This window comes from Algibacter sp. Ld11 (assembly GCF_045066735.1).
In the GTDB taxonomy this organism is placed as follows: Bacteria; Bacteroidota; Bacteroidia; order Flavobacteriales; family Flavobacteriaceae; genus Algibacter.
On the sequence record NZ_JBISHH010000022.1, the window covers coordinates 296,870 to 310,596 of the forward strand.

General features: G+C 31.5%; 7 protein-coding genes. 1 reads left to right on the forward strand and 6 read right to left on the reverse strand.

Going from position 1 to position 13,727, the window contains the following annotated elements:
• The first annotated feature begins 71 nt into the window (after positions 1-71).
• Positions 72-2,801 carry an outer membrane beta-barrel protein gene (locus ACJJV4_RS09240; RefSeq protein WP_405293680.1) on the forward strand — a complete coding sequence of 910 codons (2,730 nt, stop codon included), beginning with the start codon at positions 72-74 and terminating at the stop codon, positions 2,799-2,801.
• Positions 2,802-2,889: 88 nt separating this feature from the next.
• Here ACJJV4_RS09240 and ACJJV4_RS09245 read toward each other — a convergent pair whose 3' ends face one another.
• From ACJJV4_RS09245 to ACJJV4_RS09270, 6 genes are all read right to left on the reverse strand, one after another.
• Positions 2,890-5,532, reverse strand: coding sequence for a hypothetical protein (locus tag ACJJV4_RS09245; RefSeq protein WP_405293682.1), 2,643 nt, complete (start codon positions 5,530-5,532; stop codon positions 2,890-2,892).
• Between the two features lie 53 nt (positions 5,533-5,585).
• Positions 5,586-7,112 carry a sulfatase gene (locus tag ACJJV4_RS09250; protein ID WP_405293684.1) on the reverse strand — a complete coding sequence of 509 codons (1,527 nt, stop codon included), beginning with the start codon at positions 7,110-7,112 and terminating at the stop codon, positions 5,586-5,588.
• Between the two features lie 163 nt (positions 7,113-7,275).
• Positions 7,276-9,552, reverse strand: a complete 2,277-nt coding sequence (locus tag ACJJV4_RS09255) for an alpha-amylase family protein (protein ID WP_405293686.1) — start codon at positions 9,550-9,552, stop codon at positions 7,276-7,278.
• A 179-nt stretch (positions 9,553-9,731) separates the two neighbouring features.
• Positions 9,732-11,153: a sulfatase gene (locus ACJJV4_RS09260; protein ID WP_405293688.1), complete on the reverse strand. Its 1,422-nt coding sequence runs from the start codon at positions 11,151-11,153 to the stop codon at positions 9,732-9,734.
• 168 nt (positions 11,154-11,321) lie between these two features.
• Positions 11,322-12,815: a sulfatase gene (locus tag ACJJV4_RS09265; RefSeq protein WP_405293690.1), complete on the reverse strand. Its 1,494-nt coding sequence runs from the start codon at positions 12,813-12,815 to the stop codon at positions 11,322-11,324.
• Positions 12,816-12,849: 34 nt separating this feature from the next.
• Entirely contained in the window at positions 12,850-13,725 is an 876-nt protein-coding gene (locus ACJJV4_RS09270; RefSeq protein ID WP_405293692.1) for a sialate O-acetylesterase, read from the reverse strand.
• Positions 13,726-13,727: the final 2 nt, after the last annotated feature.

Below are 13,727 nucleotides of genomic sequence, written 5' to 3' on the forward strand. Positions count from 1 at the left end.
TTACATACACGTCAATTTGCATTAAATCGTTTATTTGGATAGAATTAATGTAATGAAATTATAGAATTTAAATGACAATTAACCGTTTCTACTACCTCAATATTCTTTCTGTTTTTTGCTCTTTATTTTCCAATGTAATAATTGGACAAAACATTGAGCCCATTATTGGGAAAGTAGTAAACTTCCAAAAAGAACCTTTAGAATTTGTTTCGGTAACATTGTTAAATCCAAAAGATTCAACCTTTGTAAATTATAGTATTACCGATATCAAGGGTGATTTTAAAATATTTGAAGGCAGCAAAGATTCATTAATTGTCCAGTTGTCTTCTGTAGGTTATTTACCGTATTTTAAAAATATAGCTTATAAAAAACAGCCAATAGACTTAAGAACAATTGTTTTAGAAGAGGATATTACATCTCTAGATGAAGTTACAATTTCTGTAGCGGTCCCCATCCAAATAAAAAAAGATACTATAGCCTTTAATGCAAGCTCTTTTAAAGTTAAGCCAGATGATAATATAGAAGGATTATTGAAAAAATTGCCTGGAGTGGAGGTTGATTCGGATGGAAAAGTTGTCGCTCAAGGTAATGAGGTAACAAAGATTTTTGTTGATGGAAAAGAGTTTTTTGGAGGCGACCCATCTATAGTATTAAAAAACTTATCGGCTGATGCTATTTCTAAAATTGAAGTGATAGACAAAAAAAGTGATGAAGCAGCGTTAACAGGTGTTGATGATGGCAATAAGGAGGTTGTTATAAATTTTACACTAAAGAAAACAAAAAAGAATAATGGATTTGGTAAACTTTCTGGTGGAATGGGTTTGGATAGTCGTTATTTTTCTAATGTAAATTACAACAAGTTTTCGTCTAAAACGCAGTTGTCCGTTATTGGTAAGGTTAACAACATTAATGTTACAGGATCTAATATTCAAGGGTTTCTAGAAAATGCAGATGGTTTAGCTGATGAGTCTGATGATGACGATTCTTCTAATAAACAAACAAAAAGTTTAAGCGGCTATTTAAAAACAGGAGTTGGCGGAGTAAATGTAGGTCATGAGTTTAAAAAAAAGGAATCGCTTAATGCTGATTATTTTTATAACTTATCGGATAATGATGGTATTTCAAAATCTCAAAGAGTTAGTTTTTCTAACAATAATAATTATGATTATGAAGCGGAAAACACCTATTCGAACACTACAAAAAATCATAATTTAAATATTAATTACGAGAATCTCTCTAATAAAAATTATAGTCTTAGAATTAGAGGGCAGTTAATTGCTGATAATAGAATGTCCAATTCAGATCGTGATGCAAGTTATGTAAACGATATGGGCGAACTTGCAACAACCAATAATCAAGTTTACAGTAACACCAATGATAAGCAGTCTGGTAATTTTAATATTAATTATTATCATAAATTACAAAAGGAAGGAAGAAGCTTTAATGCTGGTTTAAAAACGAATCTTTCTAGTACGTCCCGAGAAAATGAACAAAATACAATTATAACAAGAGGATTTATTTCAGGGAAAATTTCAAGCAGAGAAATTTTTACTTTAAGAGATGAAACGTTTAATAACGCTCAACTAAATTTTAACTTTAGATATACAGAACCATTAGGCGGAAGTCATTATTTCAGATTAGATGCTTATCTAAATAATAAAACAGGAAAAGAAGATATTCATCAGTTAAAAACGACAATTACAAATGATAATGAAGAGGAATTGTTAGCCTTTAATTATAAAAATATAGAACGCAGTTACCAAACCCGATTTGGACATAGTTTTAGCAACCAAAAGTTTAATATTTATAATGGTTTAGAGCTGCAAGATCTCAATAGAACGTTTGGTGTGGTCGATGAGATTGCATTAGTAAAAGGACAAGCCTATTTAAACCCAATATCGACTATATTATACAAACCTAAAAAAGGAAGTAAATATAGATTTAGCTATAAAAAAACAATTAGAAGTCCTAGTTCTTCTCAAAGTTCAACAGTTATTAATGATTTAAATCCTTACTTTATTAGAAAAGGTAATCCCGATTTAAAAACAGAAAAACTAGATATACTTTCCTTAAATACTAATATTTATAATTATGCCTCGTCTGTAAGTATTTATTCAAAAATTCAATATGAACGCGCTAAAGATGCTATTATAGAGAGTATAGATATTGATGAGGATTATATTAAAACAAGAAGTTTTCAAAACAGTGGAAATAGAATGCGTTTTAGTTCTATTTTAAGCTTTAGTAAAAAGATAAAAGGTCTTGGTTTGCGATATTCTATAAAGAACAGGAATGACTATAAGACCTCTAATTCAATTATAAATCTACTTGTAAATGAGGTTGTTTCTAGAGATTATTTTTTGAAATTTGATGTAGAAAACTATAATAAAAATGTGTTTGATATAAAGGTTGGGGCTAGTTGTGGACTTAATAACACCTCGTTCTCAATAGAACAAGATCTAGATAGAGAATATATAAGACAGCAGTATTTTTCTAATTTTGATTATGATATGTCTAATAAGTTGAATTTCAATACACAGTTTGATTATATTATTTTTACTGATAATAAATTTGAATCTGATCAAAAACTACCTTTATGGAATGTTGCCATTTCGTATTCATTTTCCAAACGAAAAAACAACATTGTTAAATTGGTGTTCATTGATTTACTTGATAAAAACATTGATATTTATAAACGAAGTACAGCTAACTATTTTGAGGAAACAATCTCTGAAAGCTTAGGGCGATATGCTATTTTAAGCTACACTTATAGATTGAATAGTGCTAAGAAAAAAGCATAACAACATGCTGTTGTACGTGAGTATTTCTTTTTTGTTTTAGTACCATAGTAACTAATAATCTAAAATAGATTTAAATTTTTTAATAGAATTAGTAAGCTACATCTATAAAACGTAATGAACCTGCTGGAACTAATAATTTTATTGATTTCCCCATAATTTTAAGTTCTTCGTTGCTTAAAATATCTTTAGCCCATTTGGGTTGTTTGTTCTGAAAAAGAATAGTTGCTTCTCTTTTTTGTGGATCTAAATAGCCTTGATCTAACAAAATAATTCTTGAGTGATTATCATCTAATTTAATAACACTCCAAGACGCACCTTTAACTACAATTGGTAATTTTTTTTCACCTTGGTTAACCGCATTTTTTATGGTTTGAGCGAATTGATTAGCTTGTGTTTTCTCTCCGTTTTTAATCCCTGATTTTGCGTTAGAAACAAAATATGGTTTGTCTTGCTTTTCAACCATAGATTTTGATTCAATTGGAGCAATAGGAACCATGCCGTGTGGCATTTCGGGTAAGTAGTTTAACCAACGATATTTTACACCCAATGCGGTACTCGAATAGTCGTATTCAGGAACATCAGTTCCTGCCCAATGCATTTGTCCTACAGAAAATACAGCATTGTCATCATCCTTGTTATACTGCTTTAAATCATGATGGTTATCAACTGAATGAATTAAATGTTCGTCAACATCTTCTATTAAATGCCATGAACCAATCGACTGAATATCTTTTGGTTTTACAATAGGTAAAACTCCTGATTTCATTAAAGCGAACAACGCGTTAAGTCCGTGACCTTTAGTAAAATTATTATCAATAATAATTCCATACCGCGCTCCATAAGCAGCCATAATTACACCTTGTCTTAAATAAGGCGATATTGAATTTTGTCCTCCGGGAGATAAAGGTCTCCAACTTGTCGGATTATCATCAATTAAACGCATGGCGAAATCATCTACATAACCACCAGATTGCATTCCTACTCGGCCTGCTAGATTTAAATCCTGAATTCGGTTACTTGTATCTTCTGACGCTGGAACTAAAATATCACTATATTTTCCAGAGAAAAACATCTCTTTCCATAATGGTAAATGAGAAGTTGCCGCCCAAAACATGTTTTTATATCTAAAATATAATTTGGCTTTATTATTTTTCCTGATAGCTTTCGCTAATCGTGGTAAATATGCTTTAACAAAATGTTGTACCCTAGGATCTTCAATATTATCCATTTCGGCATAAACAAAGCCGTAACAAGTGTTTGGTGCCACTTCTAATATTTGTTCTAAAGTTTCTATTTGAATGTAAAAAGGATCGTTACCATGACCCGCCCAAAACGTAAAGGGTTGACTTTGCGCTTCGTAATCTTTAGCCATTTGAATTATACTTTCTCTAGAGTCTTGATATTTTCCACGTCTATCCTTCTTTAAAGCAGATTTTCCAATTATTTTAACTAAATGTGAGCGGTCTGTACTTTCCTTTGGCGATTTTTGAATAACGAAATTAATGTTTTGTTCATTTAATTTTTCAACCTTTGAATCTATGACTTTAGAGGTAATCATAACCCAATCATTATCGGATTTTTTTTGATATGTAGGTGGCGTGTATTTTAGGGTCTGCTCATAAAGTGTATTCAGGTTTTGCTCTACTTCAACCATTCTACCTTGCTTTTTATGAGTTGTTTGCCACCAATTGTTTTTGCTAACATCGTAAAAATATATAGCGTTTCCACCATCGACTTCACCAGCTGCAATTAATTCATTGGATTTTGAATCAAAGACAAAATCACTATGAATCATGTCTCCATATTTTTCTCCAGATTTATTAATCAATTTCCCTTCTGAATTTAACACAAATAAAATTCCACCATGCTGCAACATAATTTCATTTCTATTTGGTAAATAGGAGCCTTGTGAATGGCCATAGCGTTGTGCTTCTTTTTTTGTCGCTTTAAATTTTGCTAATACATTGAAGTCGGAATCCAAAGCAGTCATAAATGGCGTAAACGAAATATCAGCAAAAAATAAAATATCGTCTTTTTTATCGTTGTTGATATCAGAAATAGTAATATCAGTAACCATGGCTTTTCTTAACTCTTTTAGTCTTTTATCATTAATAGACACATCCTTAATTGCTTGTTTGCTATCAGCATCTAGAAAACCCATAAACTCCCAACGGAATTTATCATGGTTATACGTCATTAAAAAGAGTGATTCTTTATCAGTATCAATAAAATTGCCAGCTTCAATTTTTCTAACAACTCCTTTAATGGCAGTTTCTGAAACTAATTGTCCTTCAGCATTTAACTCGTATAATTTATAATCATTTCCACCAGCAAAAATTTGAATTTTACCATTGTTCACAATAGCAATTTCAGAAAAACGAACTTTATGATCTGGATTAAATTTCCATAATAATTTGCCTGAACTATCCCAACAATAAATATTTCCATCCGCACTTGCTGCTATTAAATCATCATCTTTATCACCATTTATATCTACAGCATTTATTTCAAACATGACAGCTTTAGTTATAGATTCATTTCTCCATAATTTTTCACCATCCATTGTATAGGCAGAAACGCTTCCATCTAATTCAGATAAATAAAGAATCGTTTTACCTTTTACATTTGCAGTAATACTGTTTCTAATGCCATTTCCAACTGTAGAGAAATTTTGTGCTTTGGTAGTAAATGAAACTAAAGCAATAAGTATGAAACTAAAATATTTAATCATGTGTTGTTTTCGTTTAAATGATAAATTGTAATAGTATTCCAATATTGGGTTTTCTATTCTTTAGTTATAAACTGATCGTATTCTGGATTTTTTTTAGCATCTCTAAATATTGGGCGATCCTTCCACATGTTGTACGTAGCTTTAAGTTGCTCGGCATCTTCAGGGTATTGACCTTTATCGTCTGTATCTTTTATCCATTTTTCTAAATGATCTCTATGTTCCTTAAGAATCAAATAAAATTCTGGGTTTGATGCCAAATTGTTCATCTGATGCGGATCTGCTTTTAAATCATATAACTCTTCATTAGGACGCACTCCAAACCAATGTTCTTCTTGATAGGGCGTTAGTTTACCTTCTTCATGAAGTGTTTTGAAATCTTTTACAATTGGTTTATTATCTCTGTAACCTGCTTGAAGCATTGGTCTGTCTGGAAAAAAGTTACGAATGTATCTAAAATCTTCAGAAACAACGGTTCTAATTCTATCAATGGTATAATCACATCTGTCTCGTGCTCCGACTACGTATTTTGGTTCTTTATAATTGGTTCCGAATAAATCTTGACCATCTAAATAATCAGGTAAAACTGCATTTCCTAAAGCTAATGTTGTGGCTGAAACATCTAATAATGATACTAAATCGTTTCTAATAGTTCCTGATTTTAAAGCAGGATGATTTCCTTTAATCATTAAAGGGACTAACATACCGCCTTCATAACAAAATTGTTTATGGCGCAACGAGGTATTGCTCCCGTGATCTGAAAAGAAAAAGATAATTGTGTTTTCTAATTCACCATCGGCTTCTAATTGTTTTAATACTTTTTCTAAAGTAACATCAGATCCTCGATTGGCGTTATAATGGTCGGTCCAAGCTTTACGTTGTGATGAGATATTTGGAAAATAAGGGGGTAATGGAACTTCATTTTCTTTTAATTTTTCTTCTTCACGAACATATTTAGAATCTTTTTTTCCGCCCATAATTTGTACTTGTCCAAACCAAGGTTGATTTTTGTCTGGACGAGAACTCCAAACATGGTTGGTTACCGACATGTAGTCTTCAGCAAAATTACCTTGCCATCCATTCATCCCTGCTTTATAGTTTTCTTCTGTGCCTACATCGTAAATGGCTCTTCGGTTGTAATGAAAATTATAATCATCTTTTCCACTATTGAATGTGAAATATCCTGCTTCTTTCATTAATTGAGGAATAGTTTTAACACCTTCAGGAAATCTAATTTGTAATTCTTTTGGAACAACTTCACCATTTGTAAATCTACTCGATCTATGATTGTGAGTTCCAGTTGTTGTTTGCATAATTCCGGATATAAGAGCAGATCGACTTGCAGAACAAACAGGAGCTGTTGCATAAGCTCTTGTAAATAATACACCATCGGAAGCTAATTTATCGATAACAGGAGTATGTCCTTGGTTTATAGTATCTCCGTAGCAGCCCATAAAAGGCGATAAATCTTCTGCTACTATCCAAAGTATGTTGGGTTTTTTTTCTTGAGATGTTGTTTCACAGGAATAAAAGGCACAACAAATAAAAGTTAAAATTATAAGCTTAGGTACAAAGGTTTTCATAGTTTGGTATGAGTTATATAACTATAACAAAGTTAACTTGATTGTGTAGTTTTTTGTAGTTAATGGTAAAAAGGATGTATTCGATAGTTATTATTGAAATTTTGATGAAGTAATAAGGGTTGAAGTTTTAAACTTCAACCCTTATTATTAATTATAAAAGTTATTAATTTTTTGTGATTTCTACAAAGTAAACTTCGTGAGGTTTTAAAATAGGAGAGGAGCTAACAGAAATACCATCTATTAGGTCTTTACAAATAATGTTTGAGTTTCCGTTAAGTGTTATTTTTATTGTAGCATCAGACTTCCCAACGTTTACAATAGAAAGCACATAGTTTTGAGCTTCATTTTTAACCACTTTCCAAATGCATCCCTTAGTGCCATTTAAATTTGTTTCGGTAACAACAACTTCAGATAAAAGGTTTTTATCTTTTAAAATAGATAATGCTTTTTCCTTTATTTCAGAAACAGAATTCAACTTTATAATAGTTCCTTTAGATTCTTTTAAACTTGAAATAGATTGGCCATATTCATTATTCAGTAAACTTTTATTATCTACAATTACAATTCCTCCTTTATCTATATAGCTTTGAAGCGCATTAAGCTCACCGATTGTTACAAAAGGTGTATCATAAACTAATACAACATCCCAGTTGTTGTTGTCTTTTGTACTTATAATATTTTCGGTTACAAACCCTAATGGAGTACCTTCAAAAGTTAGGGATTCATACAACTCAAAAAGGTTATCCATATGTTCCTTTTTGTTGATAGCAGAGGTTTTGGAATAGAACAGCCTTAAAGGTTTTCTTTGTCTTTGCATAGACATAATTTCTTCTGAAAACGAATTTAAATCGATTAGTGTTGTAGCTACTTCATTGGTAACTCTTGGTTGCTGATTGTTAGAACCTGCATACCCTTTATCATTTTGAGCTTTTTTAGAAATGGAACCATCTGCATTTCTTGGCCAATACCATATTTGGCTCGCAGTCATTCCATATAAATGGGCCAACCAAAACGTTGCTCTAGCATAGTTTGGATCTAAATATAAATTTCTTGATCGAACAGTTGATAAATAATGTAGCTCTGAATTAAAATTGATTTTATCAGGACTTACAGATTTCATGAAGTCATATCCCATGCACAATTCTCTCCAATCAAATGCATAGTGTTTTTGCCACTCATGCGGTTTTCCCCAAATATAGGTGTGGTCTGCTCCAGAGTCGTTTCCAATAATTCCGCTTAAATCTGTTAATGCTTCTAAATCTATACCATGTACACGTTTATTTTCAGTCCATAAATTCGGCATAATTTTTAGATGTACTTTTGCTTTGGGATCATATTTAGTCACTTCAGATTTTAAGAAGGTATACCATTCAGTAACTCTATCCATGTTGAATGATGTCCAATCAAACCAAATAGGTGTTCCTTTTAAACTGATATCAATAGGTATTTCAATTTGTACATTATCAAAACTAGTAAAATTAGTTTCCCATATGCTATTTAAGCTTTCAATTGATTTATGCTTGTCTTCTAGCCAAACTTTAAACTTTTCTATGGTAAATTGAGAAACACCTCCAGAAGCCCAAGGTAATTTTTTCTTTTTAGAGTCTGTGTATGTAAAGAAATGTGGCTCGTTACACAGCATATATCCTAACTGGCTATATTTTTTGCCTGCCATTTTAGGTACAACAGCACCTATTAATTTCTCTTGAATTATTCTTGCTCCTGGATTATCAATATCGTAAGCAGTATAGGTGTCTTCCCTCATACTAAAATTTGGTCCAAATTTTTCTTCAGACCATTTTGGCACACTTTTATGGTTCATAAAAATAAACCCAAATGAGCCATCAGGTTTAGAATTTAAATCTTCTATTTTTTGTTTATTAATTGTTCCATCTTCTTTGGTAACATATGTTGGCGTTAAAAAGAAACCATCTTGATTGCCGTGGAATTCTGTTAACTCTTTAATTTTTGGCTTCCATGTATAATCTGTTAAAAAAACAGGACGATTATTAAATGTAAGTTGGTCGTTCTCTACTGTTACTTTGGTCCAATCAACTTTTGGACTGGGTTTTCTGAATGCTTTATTTGAAATAAGTGATTTTAAATGTTCTATAGATTCATCTAGCATTAAATTAACATCCTTTCTTTCAAAATCTGCTAACTCTTCGGCCATTTTCAGGGCTTCCTTTTTATAAGACTGAACTAACTTAAATGCTTTTGTATTTGCCTCTACATTATTTTCATCCCAATTCGCGAATTTTAAAAATACTTCTGCAGTTCTAATGGTTGTTTTTTCTTTTAAAACATCAATGTCTTTTTTCTGGGCTTTCTTGATTAATTTTTCAAGGATTTCAATTTTTTGATTCGCTTCATGCTCTAATGATTGTGCGTTAACAAACAAACTAAAGGTTAGAATTAAGGTAAAAAGTATATATTTCATTTGTTTGTAATTATTAAGTTAGAAGGTCTTTTGCTATAGCTTCTTTTAATCTTGTTTAAAAAAAATCTACATTGCATTTTTTAGGTTTTATAAAATTGAATATGTAAAAATGAAGTTTTATGTATTTAAAAATATCTTTCAGAGTATATCTTATGTCTTTGTGAGTATATTTATTGGAATTACATGCGTTTCTTTTTTCTTTTAAGTGCTGATTTTTTAGCATCATAATTAGGGTTTTTAGTCATCATTTGTGCGCCTACGGAAACTCTCCATGCTTTTAGATTATCAAGCAATTCTTTTGCTTTTTTAGGTTGAATTAAAGCAATATTATTAGTTTCATTTGGATCAATTGATAAATCATACAACTCCAAATTTCTATCTTCAAAAAATTCAATCAATTTATAATTTTCTTTACGAATGGCTCCATAAGGTTTGGTTCTATGATAATGCGGGTAATGCCAAAAAAAGGAGTTTCTATCTAATGTATTTGAACTTCCATTGAGTAGTGGAACCATGCTAATTCCATCTTTATGATTGTTTGGTTGCAACGGTAAACCCGCTACTTCTAAGAATGTTGGATAAAAATCTGTCCCAATAACAACTTCATCACTTACAGAACCTGCTTTTGTTTTTTCTGGCCATTTTACAATTAAAGGTTCTCTAACGCCACCTTCATGTGAAAAACCTTTATAACCTTTTAATCCTCCAGTAGTTTCATCAAAATTACCTCCATTATCTCCTGTTAGTACAATAATTGTGTTGTCTGAAATCCCTAATTCTTCTAATTTTTCAACGATTCTTCCAACACTATTATCTAGTGCCTCAACCATCCCTGCTCTTTTGGGATTGATATATTCATTTTTGGTATTAGTGAAATTCTTAGCTTTTTCCTTGTATTTTTCTTCTAACTTAGGCGGACACATAATAGGACCATGAACTGTATAGTAAGAGAAATATAGTAGGAATGGTTTCTTTTTATTTGTGCTATCTATAAATTGAAGCGCAGCATCAGTTAATTTATCTGTTAAAAAATCGCCAGGTTTTCCATCATCTAAATTTGGCATTTCAAAAGGTGAAAAATATTTCCCACTTCCTTTTGGTTGTCCCCATTCTCTTCCTCCAACATTAATATCAAATCCATGATTGGTAGGGTAGTGGTCTTCAAAATCGTTTTGTCCAGAAGGCATTAAATGCCATTTTCCAAAAAAAGCTGTTGCGTAACCTCCTTCTTTTAAAGCTTCTGGTAACGTGGTTAATTTATGCTCAATTCGTGTGTTCCAATCTGGAACAGATAATTTGGCGTGAGGAAATTCATGTCCTGTAATCCAATCTGTAAGATGTGTTCTCGCTGGATATTGCCCTGTTAAAATAGCACCTCTAGAAGGAGAGCAAACGGTAGCAGCTGCATACGCATTATTGAATAGCATGCCTTCGTTGGCTAATTTATTAATATTTGGTGTTTCATTAAATTCTGCATCATAACAACCAAAATCTCCATAACCCAAATCATCGACCAATAAAAATACAATGTTTGGTTTTTCTTGACTAGAACCAATTATTGTACTAAATAATAAAATTATGATTAGAATATTTTTTTTCATCAAAGCTATTTTGTTTTTTCTTTGCCACATAAATATTTTCTTTTTCAATTTACCATAAACTATTAGAAAGATTTTAGTTTTAAACTAGGCTTTTTGTTTCTAATGCTTACAAAACTATTATACTTAATAAGAATATTACAATGGTTGATGTGAATGTTTGCTTCATCATTATTTTGTAATATATGGTTGATTTTTTAGTCCAGGTTCATCATACTTTTCCAATTGTTTAAACAATTCGGTTTGCATTTTAGTAGCAATTTCTTTGTATGCAGGGACATTGTAGAAATTAATTAACTCATCCGGATCTTTTTCAAGGTCGAATAAGTATGGTTTTTCTTTTTTGTCAATAATTAATTTGTATCTGTTATTTACTGCGGAAACCCACCATCCACCAGATTTGGCAAAATAAGTGATTCTGTCACTAGTGATTTCTTTTTCATCATTCAAGAAATCCTTAGACGTATCTAATCCATGGAATTTAGCATCATTTTTCATTCCCATCATTGTTAAAATAGTTGGAGCAAAATCAACATTGGTGTAAGCTGTATTGATAATTTTACCTTGCTTTATTTTATTAGGATAACGAATTACAAATGGTATTCTTGAAGAGGCTTCATAAGGTACGCCTTTATTTCTTCTGTTATGTTCAAAAAACATATCACCATGATCTGAAGTGAAGATTATAATTGTATTATCGGTTAAATTATTATCATCTAAAAAAGTTAAAATACGTCCAACGCTGTCATCAATATGTTTTACCTGTCCGAAGTATTGTTTTAAAGCTACTTTATCAAATCCTTTCCCTTCATTTTTATCTTTTGGACCTCCTTTTGCCCACAATGGTTTAATAGCTGTATATTTTGCTACCATGGTTTTAGGAGCTTGAAGATCCATGTCATCATACATTGTTCTGTATGGAGGACATGCATAATCTGGCGTGTGCGGATCTGGAATAGACAACATTAAAGCAAATGGTTTGTTTTTATCGCGTTCTAAAATTTCAAGAGTTTTATCTGTAAAATAATCTGTTTGGGTAATTATTTCTTCTTTTGGTAATTTAGCGGCCGCTTTATCTCCAAGTCCATCAAGAACTTTACCGTCTTTTATATGAAAATAGGGAGCATGACCACCGCGCATCATATATCTATTATCAGCAAATCCAGCTTTATATTTAATTCCGAAAGTATATTTTTCATGGCCAGCTAAATGCCATTTACCAACATAAGAAGTTGAATATCCTTGATCTCTCAAAATGGTAGCAAATGTTGGAATATCTTCACTAATGTGCAATCCGTTTTTGGGAGCACCAGTAGCTTGCGGATATAAGCCAGAAACTAATGAAGCTCGAGAAGGCGTACAAACAGGGGAGGCAGCATAATAACTGGTGCAAATAGCGCCTTCATTTGCTATTTTATCGATGTTTGGGGTGTTTACATTATTACCTTTTCCCCAGATAAAAGCCTGATCTTCCGATAATAAATTTTGATAACAACTTAAGGTTCTGAAGTTATGCTCATCGGTATGAATGATGATTAGGTTTGGCTTATTCTTTCCATTTTCTGTTTTATTTACAACTTCTTTTTGTTCTTCTTTTTGAACTTTGCAGCTTGATTGTAAAAAGAGAAAGGAGATTGCTATTAAAATGGGATATTTTGTTTTCATAAGTTTGATAGTTATAACTGGTTGTTTTTTAATTTTAAAGGAAGGTTATAAGGTGTTTTGCAAAAGCTGTTCCTAAACGTGTTTGACCTTCTGTATTATAATGAACGTTGTCTGAATGTTTTGGATAATCGTTATAAGGACTATCTTTTACCGTTTCAATAACCTTTACAAATGGATCTGATTTTGCAACATCTATACATGCTTTTCTAACCAAATCAGAACCACCTTTAATTCCGTAATGAGAATTTATTTGACCTTCTATAAAAGGCATATTTTTTACTTCAAATTCAGTACGATATTTAGTTATTAATTTTTTAAGATTTTGAGCATAATTTCTTGACGAATTTTCTAAAATGGCATCATTTTCACCTTGCATCCAAGTCATTCCGATTATTTTATAACTTTTTCCTTTTTCAGATAAAAGAGCTAAATTCTTTTTAATACTTTCAATATGGATTTCACAAAGGTTCCAGCTTTGTTTGGCTTCTCCTTTTTCAATTTCTTTAGCTTTTTCAAGAGACCATTCAGGGTTCCAAGCACCATAGAGCGACGTTCCGCCTTTGGCTTCTTTAATCAATAGAAATTCTTGATTCGGATATTTTTCGGCTAAGGTTAATCCTATAAATAATTCTGGACCAAAACGCTTAGTGAAATTGTATTTTTCACTTGGTTTATTGTTATAATAACTGAGTGGTTTTTGTTCTGTGTTAGATTGACTAACCCAAACTCTGTTTGATACTTTTTTAATTCGAGCTTTAATAGAGTCATCTAATTCATCATAATTTCCTGCCCCAGCCATATTAGATTGACCCGCTAATAAAATCACCTGAACCTCATTAGAAGGTATTGAACAGCCCATAAGATTAGCTGCGAATACTATTAAGACAAGGTATGTTAATTTGTTTTTCATTT